This window comes from Thioclava sp. DLFJ4-1, from assembly GCF_002020145.1.
Taxonomy (GTDB): Bacteria; Pseudomonadota; Alphaproteobacteria; order Rhodobacterales; family Rhodobacteraceae; genus Thioclava; species Thioclava sediminum.
Genome location: NZ_MPZT01000001.1, coordinates 620,808 through 639,651 on the forward strand (window position 1 = coordinate 620,808; position 18,844 = coordinate 639,651).

The 18,844-nt window shown below is 65.2% G+C and carries 19 protein-coding genes; 8 read left to right on the plus strand and 11 right to left on the minus strand.

Annotation, left to right across the window (positions count from 1 at the left end):
* Positions 1 to 47 precede the first annotated feature (47 nt).
* Together BMI85_RS02720 and BMI85_RS02725 are read right to left on the minus strand one after the other, a co-directional pair.
* Positions 48 to 1,895, minus strand: coding sequence for an ABC transporter ATP-binding protein/permease (locus BMI85_RS02720; RefSeq protein ID WP_078599419.1), 1,848 nt, complete (start codon positions 1,893 to 1,895; stop codon positions 48 to 50).
* 137 nt (positions 1,896 to 2,032) lie between these two features.
* Entirely contained in the window at positions 2,033 to 3,493 is a 1,461-nt protein-coding gene (locus BMI85_RS02725; RefSeq protein WP_210402299.1) for a LysM peptidoglycan-binding domain-containing protein, read from the minus strand.
* A gap of 147 nt (positions 3,494 to 3,640) precedes the next feature.
* Between BMI85_RS02725 and BMI85_RS02730 the strand changes: the two genes are divergently transcribed.
* Complete coding sequence (locus tag BMI85_RS02730; RefSeq protein ID WP_078599421.1) at positions 3,641 to 4,195, plus strand: TIGR00730 family Rossman fold protein; 555 nt, start codon at positions 3,641 to 3,643, stop codon at positions 4,193 to 4,195.
* On the opposite strand, the gene rarD is transcribed toward BMI85_RS02730, so the two are convergent.
* Positions 4,181 to 5,122 carry an EamA family transporter RarD gene (gene rarD / locus BMI85_RS02735; protein ID WP_078599422.1) on the minus strand — a complete coding sequence of 314 codons (942 nt, stop codon included), beginning with the start codon at positions 5,120 to 5,122 and terminating at the stop codon, positions 4,181 to 4,183. The two genes, BMI85_RS02730 and rarD, sit on opposite strands and share 15 nt — an antisense overlap.
* A 133-nt stretch (positions 5,123 to 5,255) precedes the next feature.
* Between rarD and BMI85_RS02740 the strand changes: the two genes are divergently transcribed.
* Entirely contained in the window at positions 5,256 to 6,101 is an 846-nt protein-coding gene (locus BMI85_RS02740) for a DUF1206 domain-containing protein (protein WP_078599423.1), read from the plus strand.
* Positions 6,102 to 6,310: 209 nt separating this feature from the next.
* Here the strand turns inward: BMI85_RS02740 and BMI85_RS02745 are convergent, their stop codons facing one another.
* The 5 genes from BMI85_RS02745 to BMI85_RS02765 form a co-directional block, all read right to left on the minus strand.
* On the minus strand, positions 6,311 to 6,766 hold the full coding sequence (locus BMI85_RS02745) for a host attachment family protein (RefSeq protein WP_078599424.1): 456 nt from the start codon (positions 6,764 to 6,766) through the stop codon (positions 6,311 to 6,313).
* Positions 6,766 to 6,993 carry a hypothetical protein gene (locus BMI85_RS02750; RefSeq protein WP_078519600.1) on the minus strand — a complete coding sequence of 76 codons (228 nt, stop codon included), beginning with the start codon at positions 6,991 to 6,993 and terminating at the stop codon, positions 6,766 to 6,768. The genes BMI85_RS02745 and BMI85_RS02750 overlap by 1 nt, the downstream gene beginning before the upstream one ends.
* Positions 6,994 to 7,152: 159 nt before the next feature.
* Positions 7,153 to 7,752 carry a superoxide dismutase gene (locus BMI85_RS02755; protein ID WP_078599425.1) on the minus strand — a complete coding sequence of 200 codons (600 nt, stop codon included), beginning with the start codon at positions 7,750 to 7,752 and terminating at the stop codon, positions 7,153 to 7,155.
* Positions 7,753 to 7,854: 102 nt separating this feature from the next.
* Entirely contained in the window at positions 7,855 to 8,700 is an 846-nt protein-coding gene (locus BMI85_RS02760) for a DMT family transporter (protein WP_078599426.1), read from the minus strand.
* A gap of 349 nt (positions 8,701 to 9,049) precedes the next feature.
* Positions 9,050 to 10,069: a ribose-phosphate pyrophosphokinase gene (locus BMI85_RS02765; RefSeq protein ID WP_078519603.1), complete on the minus strand. Its 1,020-nt coding sequence runs from the start codon at positions 10,067 to 10,069 to the stop codon at positions 9,050 to 9,052.
* Positions 10,070 to 10,180: 111 nt separating this feature from the next.
* Here BMI85_RS02765 and BMI85_RS02770 point away from each other — a divergent pair, with 111 nt between their 5' ends.
* The 5 genes from BMI85_RS02770 to purF all read left to right on the plus strand — a co-directional run bounded on the left by BMI85_RS02770 (position 10,181) and on the right by purF (position 15,183).
* Positions 10,181 to 10,780: a 2-hydroxychromene-2-carboxylate isomerase gene (locus BMI85_RS02770; protein ID WP_078519604.1), complete on the plus strand. Its 600-nt coding sequence runs from the start codon at positions 10,181 to 10,183 to the stop codon at positions 10,778 to 10,780.
* Positions 10,781 to 11,596: an alpha/beta hydrolase gene (locus BMI85_RS02775; RefSeq protein WP_078599427.1), complete on the plus strand. Its 816-nt coding sequence runs from the start codon at positions 10,781 to 10,783 to the stop codon at positions 11,594 to 11,596.
* A gap of 4 nt (positions 11,597 to 11,600) precedes the next feature.
* Positions 11,601 to 12,965 (plus strand): DNA repair protein RadA, encoded by a 1,365-nt coding sequence (gene radA / locus BMI85_RS02780; RefSeq protein ID WP_078539678.1) that lies wholly within the window; start codon positions 11,601 to 11,603, stop codon positions 12,963 to 12,965.
* 22 nt (positions 12,966 to 12,987) lie between these two features.
* Entirely contained in the window at positions 12,988 to 13,599 is a 612-nt protein-coding gene (locus BMI85_RS02785; protein WP_078569415.1) for a CvpA family protein, read from the plus strand.
* A gap of 105 nt (positions 13,600 to 13,704) precedes the next feature.
* Positions 13,705 to 15,183 (plus strand): amidophosphoribosyltransferase, encoded by a 1,479-nt coding sequence (gene purF, locus BMI85_RS02790; RefSeq protein ID WP_078539679.1) that lies wholly within the window; start codon positions 13,705 to 13,707, stop codon positions 15,181 to 15,183.
* A 67-nt stretch (positions 15,184 to 15,250) separates the two neighbouring features.
* On the opposite strand, the gene BMI85_RS02795 is transcribed toward purF, so the two are convergent.
* The 3 genes from BMI85_RS02795 to BMI85_RS02805 are packed head-to-tail and all read right to left on the minus strand — an operon-like array spanning position 15,251 to position 16,624.
* The gene (locus tag BMI85_RS02795; protein WP_078599428.1) at positions 15,251 to 15,673 is read right to left on the minus strand and encodes an MliC family protein; all 423 of its coding nucleotides are present in this window, start codon (positions 15,671 to 15,673) and stop codon (positions 15,251 to 15,253) included.
* A complete protein-coding gene (locus BMI85_RS02800; RefSeq protein WP_078569416.1) occupies positions 15,670 to 16,047 on the minus strand; it encodes a cell division protein ZapA in 378 nt (125 codons plus the stop codon). Before BMI85_RS02800 ends, BMI85_RS02795 begins: the two co-directional genes overlap by 4 nt.
* Entirely contained in the window at positions 16,040 to 16,624 is a 585-nt protein-coding gene (locus tag BMI85_RS02805; RefSeq protein WP_143594965.1) for a hypothetical protein, read from the minus strand. The genes BMI85_RS02800 and BMI85_RS02805 overlap by 8 nt, the downstream gene beginning before the upstream one ends.
* A gap of 200 nt (positions 16,625 to 16,824) precedes the next feature.
* Here BMI85_RS02805 and tkt point away from each other — a divergent pair, with 200 nt between their 5' ends.
* On the plus strand, positions 16,825 to 18,843 hold the full coding sequence (gene tkt, locus BMI85_RS02810; RefSeq protein WP_078599430.1) for a transketolase: 2,019 nt from the start codon (positions 16,825 to 16,827) through the stop codon (positions 18,841 to 18,843).
* Position 18,844: the final 1 nt, after the last annotated feature.

Here is an 18,844-nt window from a genome sequence, read left to right on the forward strand (position 1 = left end):
GGCCCGGGGCTGGTCGCCCCGCGCCTAGAAGGCTGACAACGGAAGACTTACGCCGCCCCCTGCTCCGCCTCGTCTTCCTCTTCCGCCGATTGCCGCGCCCACATCGAGGCATAGCGCCCGCGCTGTGCCAGCAACTCTTCGTGACGGCCGCGCTCGATGATCTCGCCCTTGTCGAGCACAAGGATCTGATCGGCATCCGCGATGGTCGACAGACGGTGCGCGATGGTGATCACGGACCGCCCCTCGCCCATCGCCTTCAGGCTCATCTGGATGTCGCGTTCGGTCTGCGTATCGAGCGCCGAGGTCGCCTCGTCCAGAAGCAGGATCGGCGGGTTCTTCAGGATCGTGCGCGCGATGCCCACCCGCTGCTTCTCGCCGCCCGAGAGCTTCAGCCCGCGCTCGCCCACGGCCGTGTCATAGCCTTCGGGCAGGCTGAGCACGAAGTCATGGATGCGCGCGGCCTTCGCTGCCGCCACGATCTCTTCGTCCGAGGCATCGGCGCGCCCGTAAGCGATGTTGTAGCGGATCGTGTCGTTGAAGAGCACGGTATCCTGCGGCACCACGCCGATCGACTGCTGCAGGCTCTCCTGCGTCACATCGCGCAGATCCTGATCGTCGATGCGGATCGCGCCGCCGCTCACCTCGTAGAAGCGGAACAGCAGGCGCCCGATCGTGGATTTGCCCGAGCCTGAGGGCCCGACCAGCGCCACCGTCTGTCCGGCCGGCACGTCGAAGGAAATCCCCTTCAGGATCGGCCGCGTCGGGTCATAGGCGAATTCGACATGGTCGAAGCTGATATGCCCGCCTTTCACTTTCAGAACATCTGCATCCTCTTTGTCCTGAATTTCGGCCGGTTGCTGCAACAAATCGAACATTTCGCCCATATCGACGAGCGCCTGCCGGATCTCGCGATAAACCGTACCGAGGAAGCCCAGCGGCATGGTGATCTGGATCATGTAGGCCTGCACCATGACGAAATCGCCGACCGTCAGCGTGCCCGCCTGCACTTGCATCGCGGCCATGACCATCACCGTCACAAGCCCGATCGTGATGATCAGCGTCTGGCCCGCATTGAGCGCCGCGAGCGACTGGCCGGTCTTCACCGCCATCGCCTCGTAGCCCTTCATCGAGTCGTCGTAACGTTCGGCCTCGCGCTTGGCCGCGCCGAAATATTTCACCGTCTCGAAGTTCAGCAGGCTGTCGATCGCCTTCTGGTTCGCCGCCGTATCGGCCTTGTTCATCTCGCGCCGGATGTTCACGCGCCACTCGGTGACCTTGAAGGTGAACTTGATATAGGCCGCGATGGTGACCAGCACGACCGCCGCGTAGCGCCAGTCGAACACCACCGCGAAGATGATCGCCACCAGCGTCAGCTCGACGATCAGCGGGCCGACCGAGAACAGCATGAAGCGCAGCAGGAACTCGACGCCTTTCACCCCGCGCTCGATGATCCGGCTGAGGCCGCCAGTCTTGCGGGTGATGTGATAGCGCAGGCTCAGCTGATGCATATGGGTGAAGGTCTGCAGCGCCAGATGACGCAGCGCGCGTTGCGCCACCTTCACGAAGATCGCATCGCGCAGCTCGCCGAAGGCCACGGTCATTAGGCGCGCGACACCATAGGCCACGGTGATCGCCACCGCCCCCATGCCCAGCGCCCAGGCCGCCGAGGTGCCCTCGCCCGAGAGCGCGTTGACCGCCTCGCGATAGACGAAGGGCGTCGCGACCGAGATGATCTTGGCGATAACCAGCATCACCATCGCGAAGACGACGCGGCGCTTCACCCACGGGGCTTCATGCGCCCAGAGATAGGGCAGCACCGCGCGGATCGTGCGCCAGCCGCGGGCGCGTTCCTCGGCATTCATCTTGCCCTTGGTCGTGATCTGTGCCGGAGGCATCGCGCCCTCCTCTTCCTCTTGGCGAAAATATCCCGGGGGCTCCCGTCAGGGAGCGGGGCAGCGCCCCTCACCGGTCAAACCTGCGCGCAACCTACTCGGCGGCGCGCAGGAGTCCAGCCGTGCCAGCGGTCTGTGCGCTACTGCGCAGCCTCGGCGGGCTGCGCATCGGGGGCGGGAATGTTGAAGACCTGCCCCGGATAGATCAGGTCGGGGTCGCGGATCTGGTCGCGATTGGCGTCGAAGACCCGCACATAGAGGAACCCGTCGCCATAGACCTCGCGTGCGATCGCCCAGAGCGTATTGCCCTTCACGATCTGCACCACTTTCACCGCGTCGCCCACCTCTCCGGTCGCGCGCACCGACGCCGCCTGCGCACCGGTCGGATCGGCCGCGCTCGCCACGAGGATCTCGTCGGGTTGATCGAAGCCGGTCTCGGCCCGTGCGACCACCTTGCCGGACGCATCCTGCGCGTCGATCCGCAGCTTATGCTCACCCGTGCCCAAGCCAGGCAGGCTGAGCGACCAGCGCCCATCTGCGCCCGGCTGCGCCTCGGCGACGAGCGTGTCGTCGAGATAGGCGCTGAGCGTCGTGCCCTCGGGCGCGCCGCGCCCTTCGCTGCGCGCAACCTCGCCCGAGCCGAAGGAGATCGTGTCGATCACCAGATCGTCGCTTTTCGGAGCAAGCAGCCGCGCGCCATCGGCATCCGCGATGAGCGGTGCTGCCGGCGGCGTGGGTGTCGAGGGGGCCGCGTCGGACCCGGTGGCGGCGGACGCGCCTGCGTCAGTGCCGGTCATCGCCGCACCATCGGTCGCCGGAGCCGTCGCGCTGGCGCTTCCATCTGTCGCACCATCCGCAGCCGTTCCGGAGGTCGCGCTCTCCCCTGCCGAAGCAAGGCGCTCCTGTTTCGGCTGGCCGCGCAGCACGAGCGTCTCGGCGCTATCGCGCGCGTTACCATCCGCGCCGGTCACCCGCAGCGAGAGCGCGCGCGGTCCATCGGCGGGCGGCAGATCGAAGAGCGAGGCGAAGCTGCCAGCGCCATCGGCCTGCGTGCTCGCCACGACTTTCCCGTCCACCAGAATATCGAGCTTGGCGCCCGGTTCGGCCCGACCGGCGAGCGTCACCGATCCGTCGGGCGCGGCGCGCAGCGCATCGAATTGCACCTGGGCGAGCGGCTTGCCGTCCGCTGCCGCCTTTGCAGTGGTGCTGTCAGCCCCCATCTCAGTCCCGGTGACGGACGCTGCAGCCGAGGCCTCAGCACCCTGACCGTCGACCGTTTCAACGAGCTTATCCGTAGGCTCCTCAGCCAGCGGAGCCACGGCACTCGCCGCCTCTTCCGCTTCCTGAGCCACGGTTTCCACGCCTTGCTTTTGCGGCGCGGCGGTGCCGGAGGTCGTGCCCCCATCCCCCTGCTGGGCCGTTTGCGGCGCGCCTGCGGAACCGGTCGCGGCAGTGGTATCTGTCCCCGATGGTTGCGCCCCTTCGCGCTCCACCGGGCGCAGAACGCCCCAAAGCACCAGCCCCAAGACCACGAGGAGCAGCGCGACCGCCCCCCCTTTCACCGCCCCGAGCCCGGTGCTCTCGACTGGTTGATCCGTCACGTTTTCATTCATTTAAGTCCCGCCTTCACGTCATCCCTCGGGGCCTGCCGCCTGTTCTTATGTACGGCTAGGTCACCCGGTCCCTTGAGGGAACTTAGCAACCCCGGTATCACCGCTCAATAACAATGCATTTTCGGAGACACCGTCATGACCCTTCCCCGTTCCGTCTGTGTCTATTGCGGCTCTCGTTCGGGCGCGAAGCCTGCTTATGCGGCAGCAGCGCAGGAGACCGGAGAGATGCTCGCCGCGCGCGACTGGCAGCTGGTCTACGGCGCGGGCGATGTCGGGCTGATGGGCGAGGTCGCGCGCGCGGCGCAAACCGCAGGCGGGCGCACCTTCGGCGTGATCCCCGAGCACCTCTTCCCGCGCGAGGTCGGCAAGCGCGATCTGACCACCTTCGTCGTCACCGAGACGATGCACGAGCGCAAGAAGGTGATGTTCATGAATGCCGATGCGGTGGTCGTGCTGCCGGGCGGCGCGGGCTCGCTCGACGAGCTGTTCGAAGTGCTGACATGGCGCCAGATCGGCCTGCATGAGAAGCCGATCTATCTGCTCAATATCGAGGGCTACTGGGCCCCGCTCGAGGCGCTGATCGACCATATCATCGGCGAGGGCTTCGCGGATGCGTCGCTGCGCGATCTCGTCGTGACGGTCGATAGCGTGGAGGAGCTGGAAAGCGCGCTCGTCTCAGCCTTCGCCTAAACCACGCTGCGTGGCGGGCTGTGCCGCAGGCTGCGGGCGGCGCATCCGCAGGTTGGCGCTGGAATAGAGCGCGAGCGCCGTCCAGATCAGCCCCAGCGCGATCGCGTGCCAGATCGTGACCGTCTCGCCGAAGGCCAGCGTCGCCACTGCGAATTGCAGGGTCGGGTTCAGATATTGCACCAGCCCCACGGTCGCCATCCGCACCCGCTGCGCCGCATAGGCGAACAGCAAGAGCGGCGTGCCGGTGAGCGGGCCGGAGAAGATCAGCAGCAGCGTCGTCTTCCAGTCGCCGCCGAAATGGCCCGCGCCGGGCGCATTGCCCCACCAGCCCGCGTGATAGCCCCAGAGCACAATCAGAGCGACCGGCGAGAGCAACAGCACCTCGGCGCAGACCGAGACCATCGGCCCCGCACGCAGCCCCTTCTTGATCAGCCCATAAGTGCCGAAGGTAGCCGCCAAGATCAGCGAGACCCAGGGCGCCACGCCCAGCCCGATCGTCAGGACGATGACCGCCGTGGCCGCCAGCGCGACCGCCATCCACTGCCGCGTGCTCAGCGCCTCACGATAAACGATCAGCCCGAGGACGACGGCGACGAGCGGGAAGATGTAATAGCCGAGCGACGCCTGCACCGCATGGCCGAAATGGACCGACCAGATGAAGGTGAACCAATTGGCCGAGATCATAAACGCCGCCGTCGCGATCACCAGCGTTCCGCGCCCGCGACGTTCCGCCAGCGCGACCCAAAGCTCGCCAAGGCGGCCTTTCAGCCCGAGGATCACGGCGAAGAACAGGAAGGACCAGAGCGTGCGATGGGCAAGCACCTCGATCGGCGGCATCCCGTCGAGCATTTTGTAGTAGAGGCCCGACAGCCCCCAGATGACGCAGGCCGTCACCATCGCCCAGAAGCCCTTGACCGCCTCGTTCATCGAAATTCCCTTCTCTCAACCGCGTGACCCTGACCGATTGGCGGGCGAAAGGAAAGGCCGCGCCTCACGGGAACCTGTGCGCTTGTCCACGCATTGGGTCTGCGTCAATTCACAGTGCCGAGAGAGACCGCCAATGTCCGCTACAGACAGCCACGACCCCGACGATTTCGCCTGGGCAGTGCCCGTGATGCGCACGGGCTACGGGGGGCGCGGGCTCGTCTATCTCGTCGTCGCCGGCGTCTCGCTCTGGTCGCTGTTTCATGGCGGCAGCGCCGAGGGCACCAAGCAGGTGCTGCAGAAGCTGTCGAGCGGCTGGGGGGCCGTGGTGCTGGTCGCCATCGCGCTCGGCATGGCGGCTTATGCGATCTGGCGCGTGGTCGATGCGGTCTGGGACCTCGAGGCCTATGGCTCCGAGATGAAGGGCTGGGTCGCACGGATCGGCCTCGTTGTCAGCGGTCTCGTCCATCTGGGCATCGGCGGTATCGCGGTGACGACTTTGGTCGCCCGCGCCAGCGGCGACAACGGGACGAGCAAACTGGTCTCCACGATCCTAAGTGCACCGATGGGACGTATCGCGCTTGGCGTCATCGGGCTGATCGTGATCGGCGCGGGCGGCTACTACCTCTACAAAGGGATCACCAAGGCTTACCTGAAACATCTGCAAGCCAACGAGGTCACGCGGCGGGCCAATATCGTGCTGCAGGCGGGGCTTGTAGCGCAGGGCGTGGTGATCGTGATCATGGGCGCGCTGATCGTCTATGCGGCCTATAGCTACGATCCCTCGAGCGCGGGCGGCCTCGGCAAGGTGTTCGAGTGGCTGCGCGGACACCCGTTCGGTCAATTCCTGACCGGGGCGATCTGCGTGGGGCTTCTCGGGTTCGCCGTGTTCTGCTTCGTCAACGCGGTCTATCGGATCGTCCCGCGCGCCAGCGACCCCGATATCGAAACGCTCAAGCAGAGCCTCGAGAACGACGACTAAGCCGCCTCGTTCCTCCCCATCCATAAAACGCCGCGCGGGTCTCGCGCGGCGTTTTTGCGTTGCGCGACAGACGACCGGAGACGCATGGCGAGTTGAACGATCGGTGGCGCTCGGACCATCAGCATCCCCCACTCCCCTTTCAGCCCAAATGAAAAAGCGCCGCGCGAGACCCGCACGGCGCTTTTCCTGTCATCTTGGCGAGGTGCGGCTCAGGCGGTCGCGAGCTCTTCCTTCACCAGCTTCTCGATCTCGTCGCGGGGGTGATTGGTCAGCGTCTTGTCGATCTCGGCCACCACCACGTCGGAGACTTCCTTATGCAGTGCAGAGCGGATCTCGCCCAGCACACGCGGCGCCGCAACGATCACCAGCTGCTCGATCCGGCCCTTATGGACCATCTTGTAGAGCCGCTCGGCCAGATCGTCGGCGAAGCGCATCTTCGCCAGCTCGTGCCAGTCGGTCTCCTGGAAGGCCGAGCGATGGCCGGGGCCGTCATCGGCCATGCGACCGGGGCTGTCGGTGCCCTGCTCGTGATCCGGCGGGTTCTCCTGCTCGTCGATGCGGCGCACGACGAGGTTGGGATCCTGCTCGTCCATCATGTTTTCAAGAAACAGCGCCTTCTCGCCATCCGCGATCACAACCCAGGTGCCTTTGGAAAGCTTGGTCATCACATCTTCTCCTTTTCACCGCTGTCGCGCTCGTCGCCGCCCAACGGACGGGTCGCGCCTGCCGAAGTCTCATCGAGGCGTTTCTTCTCGTCGCGGGTGCCGACCTTGCGATTGAGGTTCCCGCCCGAGCTGCCTTGCCCTTCCGGCGTCTCGATATTCTCGGGCTTCTCGCCGAGGACCTCTTCGGTTTCGCGCTTGCCGTCTTTCGAACGAATACGCTCTGCCATCATATCCTCCTCTTGGTTTCTGGTAGCTGTCAAGAAAACCGATTTGGCTGGGTCGCGGTTCCTGCTTTGCAGGCTTTCCGTTCCGGCAATCGCCACAGGCGCGGAAATGAAAAAGGGCGCCCCGCAGGACGCCCTTCCAATTCATTCGTTTCGCGGAAATCACATGCGCGAAGCGACGTTTTCCCAGTTCACCAGCTTGTCGAGGAAGTTCGACAGGTAGGCGGGGCGCTTGTTTCGGAAGTCGATGTAGTAGGAGTGCTCCCACACGTCGCAGCCCAGAAGGGCGGTCTGGCCGAAGCACAGCGGGTTCACGCCGTTCTCGGTCTTGGTCACTTTCAGCGAACCGTCGGTGTCCTTCACGAGCCATGCCCAGCCCGAGCCGAACTGGCCCGCACCTGCGGCGGCGAAGTCTTCCTTGAACTTGTCGACCGAGCCGAAGCTCTCGGTCAGCGCCTTTTCCAGCTCGCTCGGCATCGCCGAGTTGCCCGGACCCATCATTTCCCAGAACTGGGTGTGGTTCCAATGCTGCGAGGCGTTGTTGAAGATGCCGCTCTGCGCAACCGCGTTCGGCTGGTAGGTGCCCTTCACGATCTCTTCGACCGACTTGCCTTCCCATTCGGTACCGGCAATCGCCTTGTTGCCGTTATCGACATAGGCTTTGTGGTGAATGTCGTGGTGATATTCGAGGGTTTCCTTCGACATGCCGAGATCCGCGAGCGCGTCGTGGGCATAGGGAAGATCGGGAAGTTCAAAAGCCATGATGTCCTCTCATTAGTTCGAAGGTACGTGTGTCAAACACTAAAGAAGCGCTGGAGGTTCCGAGGTCAAGCCGTTTCCGGCCCGAAAATCCGAGAGATGCGCTCAGGTTTTTCGCCTCAGCGAGAGGGCGATCCCGCCGATCACCAGCGCCGCGGCCAGCCAGAAGCGTGCCGAAGGCGTCTCCGCGAGCAAAACCGCCCCGCCCAGCGCCGCGATCAAGGGCACGGAGAGTTGAGCGATGGCAGCGAGGCTCGCGGGGATTTGCGGTATCACGCGATACCACAGCGCATAGCCCAGCCCGGAGGTGACCGCGCCCGAGAGGATCGCAGGCGTCCAGCCCCAGCTTTCCCCCTGCCCCCAATCGCCCGCGCCCAGCATCCAGATCAGCGCCAGCGGCGTGGCGAGTGCGAAATTGAGCGCGGTCGCGACCAGCGGATCACCCGCGCGTCGTCCGTTGAGCGAATAGAGCCCCCAGCCGATCCCGGCGAGCGCCATCATCGCAAATCCGCGCGGGTCGATATGGGCCGCCCCCGAGGCAGGCAGCAGCAGAACCGCGAGCCCCGCGAAGGCCAGCCCCGCCCCGATCCAGCGCCAGAGCGAGATCGCCTCGCGCAGCCACAGCGCGCCCGCGAACATGGTGATCTGCACCATCCCGAACAGCGTCAACGCGCCAACGCCCGCGTCGATCAGCCCGCTCGCGATGGAAAACCCGAAGATATAAAGCGCAAGCGTCGCGACCCCGGCCCCCAGCACCGCGCCCGGCAGCCGCAGCCCGCGCGCGCCCTTCGCCCGGATCGCGAGGATCAGCAGCACCAGCGCCCCCGAGGCAAGCCGTACGAAGCCTGTCGCAGCCGGTCCCCAGCCCGCATCATGCACCGCCATCCGGTTGAGCACCGAATTGGCCGCGAAGGCGACCATGACGAGGGCGGTAAGGGCGAAAAGGCGCATCCTCAAGTCATCGCCGCGCCACGCGGCGCTGTCCAGCCCGACCTTTGGCCGACGCGAAAACAATGGCTTCGACGCCCGGCCCTATACATCGCGGGACCGTTGCCGCACGATGCAGAGGCTAGGGATTGACACGGAGGAGCCGGATCATGGCGAAGAAAGCGAAGCTCAAGGAGCTGAAGCAGGAAGTGAAGACGCGCAAGGCCAAGGTCGAGCGTCAGGAAAAGAAGCTGAAAGAGGCGAAGAAGGCGCTCAAGAAAGCCTCGTAACCCGGCGCTCGGGATCGGGCGCAATGAAAAAGGCCCGGATCGCTTAGATCCGGGCCTTTTTCTTGTCTCGGGCGAACCGCGGATCAGTCGCGGGTATACATGCCCTCGTAGATCGGGACGAGCGTGTCGGTCTCGAAGAGCGACGACACAGACGTGCCCGACCAAGTGTTGAGTATCGCCTGCGCGAACATCGGCGCGGTCGGCACGATGCGGATGTTCGGGCAAGCTTTCACGGCGTCGGTCGGCTCGATCGAGTCGGTGATCACCAGCGATTTCAGCGCCGAATTGGTCACGCGCTCGACCGCCGGGCCCGACAGGACGCCGTGGGAGATATAGGCGTGAACCTCGGTCGCGCCGTGCTCCATCAGCAGATCGGCGGCCTTGCACAGCGTGCCTGCCGTGTCGACCATGTCGTCGACGATGATGCATTTCTGGCCCTTCACGTCGCCGATCACGGTCATACCAGCCACTTCGCCCGCCTTCTCGCGGCGCTTGTCGACGATGGAGAGCGGCGCGTCGATCCGCTTGGCCAGCTCACGCGCGCGGGCCACGCCGCCGACGTCGGGCGAGACGACCATGATATCGTCGGTCTGGCCTTTGAAGTTGTGCAGGATATCGAGCGCGAAGACCGGCGAGGCGTAGAGGTTGTCCACCGGAATGTCGAAGAAGCCCTGGATCTGGGCTGCGTGCAGGTCGAGCGTCAGGATGCGGTCGACGCCGGCTTCGGTCAGCAGGTTCGCGACCAGCTTGGCCGAAATCGGCGTGCGGGCCTTGGTGCGGCGATCCTGACGGGCATAGCCGAAATAGGGGATCACGGCGGTGATGCGATCGGCCGAAGAGCGTTTGAGCGCGTCGGTGATGATCAGCAGCTCCATCAGGTTGTCATTGGCCGGGTTCGAGGTCGGCTGGATGATGAACATATCCTCGCCGCGGACGTTCTCGAAAACCTCGACGAAGATCTCGCCATCGTTGAAACGCTCGACCCGCGCATCCACCAAACCGACCGACATGCCGCGATGCATCGACATGCGCCGCGCGATGGATTGCGCGAGCGGTTTGTTGGAATTTCCGGAGATGAGCTTCGGTTCAGTGACGACGGACATGGGCCAGTTCCTTCGTGACGCCGGTCAGTGCCGGCGGGATTCGCTTGATTGCGCCTGCCTTAGCACCGGGGTAGCGTGGCGGCAATTTCGACTGTCAAGAAAGTGTTATGAATGGCACGCATCGACTACTATTTCGGCACGTTCAGCCCTTGGGCCTACCTCGGCGGCCCGCGATTCGAAGAGATCGCGGCGCGTCATGGCGCTGACGTGACTTACAAACCGCTCGACCTTCTGGGCCTGTTCGACCGCACCGGCGGGGTGCGCCCGGCGCAGCGTCACCAGAGCCGGATGGAATACCGGATGCAGGAGCTCAAGCGCTGGTCGAAGCGGCTCGGGATGGAGATGAACACCACGCCTCCCGGCTATCCGCCGAACCCCGCGCCCTCCTCTTACGCGATCATTGCCGCGCAAAAAGCCGGTGGCGGCGATGTGGGCGGTCTGGTCAACGCGATCCTGCGGGCCTGCTGGGCCGAGGACAAGGACATCGCCTCGGACGAGGTGATCCGTGAAGCGCTGGAAGCCAATGGCTTTGACGGCAATCTGGCGACCACGGGCCTCTTCGACGGCGCGGTTACCTATGAGAAGAACCTCGAAGACGCGGTCGAGGCCGGGGTCTTCGGCTCGCCCTTCTATATCGTGACCGATACGGATGAGCGGTTCTGGGGGCAGGATCATCTGGAGCTGCTCGACGACTATCTGGGGACGCTCTGAATGCCGCGAGACCAACGACAAGGGGCCGAAGTCTTCTGGCAGAGCTTCGGTCAGGGCGAGCGTCCGGCGATCGCGATCCATTGCACGTTGGGCAGCTCGAACCTCTGGGCGAAGGCGCTGACGCCGCTGGGCCAGCAGATCCACGCCGTCGCCTTCGATCAGCCGAGCCACGGGCAATCCGCCCCTTGGCGCGGCGACACGAGCGAGCCGGGCAGCTTCCAGACGCTGGTGACGCGCATCGCGGCCAGCTTCATCGAGCGCCCCGTGGACCTGATCGGGCATAGTTTCGGCGCCTCGGTCGCGCTGCGCATCGCGGTGGGCGCCCCCGAGGCCGTCCGCTCGCTGACCTTGATCGAGCCGGTCCTGTTCGCGGCGCTCCCCGAGGACGATCCGGATTGGCAGGACCTGCGCGCCAAGCAGGATCACTTCGAGCGATTGATGGAAGCGGGCGATTACGAGCCTGCAGCGCGCGGCTTCATGCGCGACTGGGGCACCGGCCAGCCGTGGGACAGCTATTCCGAGACGCAGCGCGAGCGCTTCACCGCCTGCATGCCGATGGTCGAGAATATCTCCCGCGCCAATTTCGAGGATCCGGCGCAGATCGTGCGACCCGATGGGATCGAACAGATCGACGCGCCTGCAATGATCATCCATGGCGACCGCTCGCCCGCGACGATGCCGAAGGTTGCCGAGGCGATCGCTGCGCGTCTTCCGGACGTGGGCGTGGCCTGCGTCGAGGGCGCCGGTCATATGCTGCCCGCCACCCATCCCGAGCAATGCGCGAGCCTGATCGCCGCCAATCTGGAACGTAGCTGACCATATGGCCAAGCAATCCGCGATCTTCCGCTGTGCCGAATGCGGCGCGACGCATGCCAAATGGTCCGGGCGCTGCGACGCCTGCGGCGCATGGAACTCGATCCACGAGGAAGCGCCGATCTCGACCACGCCCGGCTCCGGCATGAAGGGCGCGAAGGGCAAGGTGATCCCGCTCACCGCGCTCGACACGAAGGAAACCCCGCCTGCCCGCGTAAAATCGGGCATGGAGGAGTTGGACCGTGTCCTGGGCGGCGGTCTGGTCGCGGCCTCTGCCGTTCTGGTCGGCGGCGATCCCGGCATCGGGAAATCGACGCTTCTGCTGCAAGCGACGGCCAGCTTCGCCCGCAAAGGCGTGAAGGCGCTCTATATCTCGGGCGAGGAAGCGGCGAGCCAGGTGCGGATGCGCGCGCAACGTCTTGGGCTGGCCGATGCTCCGGTCGGTCTGGGCGCAGAAACATCCCTGCGCGACATCCTGACGACGCTGGAAACCGAGCGCCCCGACCTCGTCATCATCGATTCGATCCAGACCATGTGGTCGGACAATGTCGACAGCGCGCCGGGATCGGTGAGCCAGTTGCGCGCCGCCGCACACGAATTGGTGAGCTTCGCCAAAAAGCGTGGCACGGCGGTGATCCTCGTCGGGCACGTGACCAAGGAAGGCCAGATCGCGGGCCCGCGCGTGATCGAGCATATGGTCGACACCGTGCTCTATTTCGAAGGCGAGCGCGGCCACCAGTTCCGCATTCTGCGCGCGGTGAAGAACCGCTTCGGCCCGGCCTCCGAGATCGGCGTCTTCGAGATGACCGGCGCGGGTCTGGCCGAGGTCGCCAACCCCTCGGCTCTGTTCCTGTCCGAGCGCGGTCAACCCGCACCGGGCTCGGCGGTTTTCGCAGGAATTGAAGGCACGCGACCGGTGCTGACAGAGATTCAAGCGCTGGTTGCGCCGTCCACGCTCGCCTCGCCGCGGCGCACCGTGGTCGGGCTCGATAGCGGACGGATTTCGACCATTCTCGCGGTGCTGGAATCGCGCTGTGGCATCCCGTTTGCGGGGCTCGACGTGTTTCTTAATGTCGCGGGCGGCATGAAGGTCGTGGAGCCCGCAGCCGACCTCGCCGCGGCCGCAGCGCTTCTCAGCGCGCGCGAAGATGTGGCACTGCCTGCCGATATGGTCATTTTCGGCGAAATCAGCCTGTCGGGCGCGCTGCGTCCCGTGGGTCAAGCGGAAAACAGGTTGAAAGAAGCGGCGAAACTTGGTTTTTCACAGGCGATCGCACCCTCGGGAACGAAAGCCGAAGGGTCGAGCGGGATGGCATTGCGCAAGCTGGGCGATCTCGTGACATTTACCGGGGAGATGTTCGGCGCCGGTTAACGCCGAGAACATAGGAGCGCAAATGGACGGGTTCACCATTGTCGATGCCATCGTGGCGGTCGTCATCATTCTTTCGGCGATCCTCGCCTATTCGCGTGGCTTCGTGCGCGAGGCGCTGGCCATCGTCGGCTGGATCGCAGCGGCGATCGTCGCCTATATCTTCGCCAACGAGGCACGCCCTCTGGTGCAGCAAATTCCCGGCCTCGACAAGTTCATCGGCCAAAGCTGCGAGCTGGGCATGATCGGCGGCTTCGCGGTGGTCTTCGCCGTGGCGCTCGTCGTCTTCTCGATCCTCACGCCGCTCTTCGCCTCTGCCGTGCAACGCTCGGCGCTTGGCGGGATCGACCAGGGTCTGGGCTTCCTCTTCGGCGTGCTGCGCGGTGTGGTCCTCGTGGCGGTGGCCTTCGTGGTCTATGACCGCGTGATGAGTAACGATCCCGTGCCGGTGGTCGACGACTCGCGTTCGGCCAAAGTGTTCTCGCGCGCCTCGGGCCAACTCGACGAATCGATGCCCGCCGATGCACCCGGCTGGATCGTGCAGCGTTACGAACAACTTGTGGCCGCCTGCCCCGCCCCTCCGGGCGCGGATGCCCCGGCCCGGACGGATGAACTGCCTCCGGCGACCGAGAATTGATGTCAGTCACATGACGGTTTTACAGGCGCGAGGGGTTAACACCTCTCGCGTTTGTCTATAAATGGGCCAAAGCGCCCTCCCCTTGCGTCATTCGGAGCTGATGCCATGTCCTGCCCCGCCGCCCAGAAGACCCACTACGCCCACCCTTTCGACGACGACAAGCTCAAGGAAGAATGCGGCGTCTTCGGTGTTGTCGGCATTTCCGACGCCGCGAATTTCGTGGCCCTCGGTCTTCACGCCCTCCAACACCGCGGTCAGGAAGCGGGCGGCATCGTCGCCCATGACGCCGCCACCGGCTTCAACTCGGCCCACCGTTTCGGCTATGTCCGCGACAACTTCACCAAGTCGAGCCTGATGGAAACGCTGCCGGGCGATGTCGCCATCGGCCATGTTCGTTACTCCACCGCCGGCTCCAAAGGTGCGGTGATCCGCGACATCCAGCCCTTCTTCGGCGAGTTCTCGATGGGCGGCTGCGCGGTCGCCCATAACGGCAACCTGACCAATGCCGACGCGCTGCGCCGCGAGCTGATCGAACGCGGCGCGATCTTCCAGTCGTCGTCGGACAGCGAATGCATCATCCACCTGATGGCCCGCTCGATCCAACGCAAGCATGCGGACCGGATCGCTGACGCGCTGCGCCGCGTGGAAGGCGCCTTCTCGATCGTCGCGATGACGCGGACCAAGCTGATCGGTGTGCGCGACCCGCTGGGCGTGCGCCCGCTGGTGCTGGGCAAGCTTGGCGAGCATGGCTATGTGCTGAGCTCGGAGACCTGCGCGCTCGACATCATCGGCGCGGATTTCGTCCGTGAGATCGATCCGGGCGAGATGGTCGTCATCCAGGACGGCCATATCGAGAGCTCGCGCCCCTTCGGCCCCTCCACCGGCCGTTTCTGCATCTTCGAGCATGTCTATTTCTCGCGCCCCGACAGCATGATCGGCGGCCGCTCGGTCTACGAGACCCGCCGCGCGATCGGCGTCGAGCTGGCCCGCGAGGCCCCGGTCGAGGCCGATCTGGTCTGCCCCGTGCCCGACAGCGGCACCCCGGCGGCGATCGGCTACAGTCAGGAAAGCGGCATCCCCTTCGCGCTCGGGATCACGCGCAACCAGTATATGGGCCGCACCTTCATCGAGCCGACCGAGCAGATCCGCAACATGGGCGTGCGCCTCAAGCTCAACGTCAACAAGTCGCTCATTCGCGGCAAGCGGGTGGTCCTTGTCGACGACTCCGTCGTCCGCGGCACCACCTCGCGCAAGATCAAGGACATGATCCTCGATGCGGGCGCGAAATCGGTGCATTTCCGGATCGCCTCGCCGCCGACCGCATGGCCGTGCTTCTACGGCGTCGACACGCCCAACCGCGACAAGCTGCTGGCAGCGCAGATGACCGAAGAAGAGATGCGCGACTGGGTTGGCGTGGACAGCCTGAAATTCATCTCGCTCGACGGACTGTATCGCGCCGTGGGCGAGGCCGAGGGCCGCGACAATTCCTGCCCGCAATATTGCGACGCCTGCTTCTCGGGCGAGTATCCGATCACACCGTCGGATCAGCTTGAAAAGGGCTTCGAGATGAAGGCCGCCGAGTAAGCGCGCGGCGCTTCAGGTTTCCCGAACGAACGAACAAGGGCCGCCGCGCTGATCCGCGTTGCGGCCCTTATTCTTGGCGGCAGGCCCTGAGAAGCGGTTGCACCTCGCCATCTTCGGCGATCCAGTCGAGCATCGCCTGCGCGCCGCGCGTCCACCAGACATAGCCGACTTCGCCCTCGCCATCCTCGGCATATTTCGCACCATCGGCAGAGCGGATATGGCTCATCACAACCTGCCGCCCCTGTAGAAACACGACGACGCGCTGCGGATCGGTGTCGTTGAGATAGGCCGCGTGCACTTCCGCGCCGCGCTCGCAATGATAGGTGGCGTTCACCACCGCCGAAGGGCCGTCGCCGACAATCGGATTGAGCGGCTCCAACCGCTCGACCGATCCGTCATCCGGGGCCGTGCCCTGCACCGCGTCCTGCGCCGCGACCGGTCCCGCCAGCGCGACACTTGCGAGCGCCGCGCCAAACAGCGCCCGCCTCACGCGTCGTCCTCGACCCGGTCGGCAAGCGACTCCGCGCGCGCGGCGATCTCGGCCAGCGTTTCGGTCACTTCGGGCGGCACGATCGGCACTTCTACATGCGCCGGGTTCGACTGCAGCTCGTCGATCTTCGCCTGCAATTCGCCCAGACGGTTCATCGCGTCGCGCAGCTGATCCTCGATGCCCGCCGCCTTGTCGGCCAGCATCAGCCCCGACATCAGCAGCATCCGGTTCTCGGGCACCCGCCCGATCTGGCCCAGAAGCACCTGCGCCTCGCTGTCGAGCATCCCGGCAGCCGAGCGCAGGAAATGTTCTTCACCCTCTTGGCAGGCGACCTGAAAATCGCGGCCGCCGATGGAAATCGTCACCTCAGGCATCGGTCTCCTCCTCGCGGTTCGCCGCTTCGATGATCGGGTCGAGACCCGCGATGATCTGCTCCAGCTCGGCGCTCTCGCCGTCGCGCGCGGCGCGCAGGCTTTGCAGCTCGGCCATCAGCGCCTCCTCGGAGAAGGCCACGCCCTCGTCCATCAGCTTGCGATTGGCCGCGACCAGCGCCGCGTTGGCTTGCTTGAGGGCTGCGACTTCCTTGAAAGCGGCTTCCTGCGCGCGGACAGCGGCGCCGTATTTGCGCTCCATCGCGCCCAGCGTGGTGTCCTGTTTCTCGCGGATCGCGCGGACGCGTTCGGAGAGTTGCGCGTTGGCTTCCTGCTCGGCGGCGAGCGCGGCTTTCAGCTCGGCCACTTCCGCCGGATCGGCAATAGCTTCGGGCGGCGCCTCGGGCACGGCGGGCAGCTCTGCCTCGGCAGGCGGTGCGGTCTCCGGCTCGGGCTGGTGCGTGGCATCCTGCGCCGCTTGCGCCTGCAATGCCTCGCGCTGCTTGAGCGCTTCGACCCCGCGCCCGATCCGCTCTAGCGCGAAAGCGATGCGGCGTTCGTATTCGGCTATGTCACTCATACGCGCCTCCTCGTCCTCATGTTTTTCGCTTGCCATGACCGAATCGCGGCCGACTGCGAGTTTCGTTAAGTCTAACCTTTTGCGACAGGGCAAGCCCACCCTTTTGCCTCAAGCACTTGTGGGCCGTGCTTGATCTTGGGCCGATCCCTGCTATCAGGGGCGCGGACCCATCCAACTGCTGCCCTGCGAAAGGACGTTTCATGGAAATCGAAGAGCTGCGCGCCGCCCATCCTGAGCATTGGAAACTTGCCTCCGCGATCCGCGCACTGGCGATGGATGCGGTACAGGCCGCAAATTCCGGTCACCCCGGCATGCCGATGGGCATGGCCGATGTGGCGACCGTTCTGTTCCAGAACCACCTGAAATTCGACGTGAAGAACCCGAAATGGGCTGACCGCGACCGGTTCATCCTGTCGGCGGGTCACGGCTCGATGCTGATCTACTCGCTGCTCTATCTCTGCGGCGACGAGCAGGTGACGCTCGACCAGATCAAGAACTTCCGCCAGTCGGGCGCACTGACCGCCGGCCACCCCGAGAACTTCCTGCTCGACGCAGTGGAGACCACGACCGGCCCGCTCGGCCAGGGTCTCGCGACTTCGGTCGGCATGGCCATCGCCGAAGAGGCGCTGCGCGCCCAATGGGGCAAGAAGCTCGTCGATCACCGCACTTGGGTCATCGCAGGCGACGGCTGCCTGATGGAAGGCATCTCACAGGAGGCCATCGGCCTTGCCGGGATGCAGGAACTGTCGAACCTGATCGTGCTGTGGGACAATAACGACATCACCATCGACGGTCGCGTGTCGATGTCCGACAAGACCGACCAGCGCAAGCGCTTCGAGGCGTCGGGCTGGACGGTCTTTGCCTGTGACGGCCACGATCCGGTTGCCATCGACGAGGTGCTGACCAAGGCGAAGAAAGCCAAGGGTCCGGTTCTGGTCGACTGCAAAACCATCATCGGCTTCGGCGCACCGACCAAGGCCGACAGCTACTCGGCCCACGGCTCGCCGCTGGGCGACGAGGAGATCGCACGCACCAAGGCGATCTACGGCTGGGATCACGGCCCGTTCGAAATCCCCGCCGACGTGAAGTCGCAATGGGAGGCCATCGGCACCCGCGGCGCGGCAGAGCGTGGCGAATGGGAAGAGCGCTTCGGCAAGCTTTCGGCCAACAAGCAGGCCGAGTTCACCCGCATCATGGAAGGCGGCGTCTCGAAGAAGCTCACCGGCGCGATCCGCAAGTTCAAGAAAGAGCAGGCCGAAGCCGCGCCGAAAGTCGCGACCCGCAAGGCGTCCGAGATGGTGCTGGGCACGATCAACGCCGCTTGCCCCGAGACCATCGGCGGCTCGGCCGACCTCACCGGCTCGAACCTGACCAAGTCGAAGGACATGACGGTCTTCAACCCGGAGAACCGCAAGGGCCGCTACATCCATTACGGTATCCGCGAGCACGGCATGGCGGCTGCGATGAATGGCCAGTGGCTGCATGGCGGCGTGCGCCCCTATGGCGGCACGTTCTTCTGCTTCACCGACTACGCGCGCGGCGCGATGCGTCTGTCGGCTCTGATGAAAGTGCCGACCGTCTATGTCATGACCCATGACTCCATCGGTCTGGGCGAAGACGGCCCGACCCACCAGCCGGTCGAGCATCTGGCAATCTGCCGCGCGACGCCCAACACGCTGACCTTCCGCCCCGCCGATGTCATCGAGACCGCCGAGGCGTGGGAAATCGCGATGAACCAGGAGGGCACGCCCTCGGTTCTGGCGCTGTCGCGTCAGGGTCTGCCGACGCTGCGCACCGAGTACAAGCCGCAGAACCTCACCGCGCGCGGCGCCTATGTTCTGGCCGAGGCCGATGGCAAGCGTCAGGTGATCCTGATGGCGACCGGCTCGGAAGTGGAAATCGCTATCAAAGCCCGCGAGCTGCTGCAGAAGGAAGCGATCGGCACCCGTGTCGTCTCGATGCCCTGCATGGAGCTGTTCGCCGAGCAGGACGAGGCCTACCGCAAGCGCGTGCTGCCGCCGAACTCGGTCCGTGTGGCCGTCGAGGCCGCCGTGCGCCAGCCGTGGGACCGTTGGCTTCTGGGCGAGCGTGGCCGCGAGGCGAAAGCCGGCTTCGTGGGCATGGAGGGCTTCGGCGCCTCCGCCCCCGCAGGTGAGCTTTACGAGAAGTTCGGGATCACCCCCGAGGCCGTGGCCGAGAAGGTCAAGAGCCTCCTCTGAT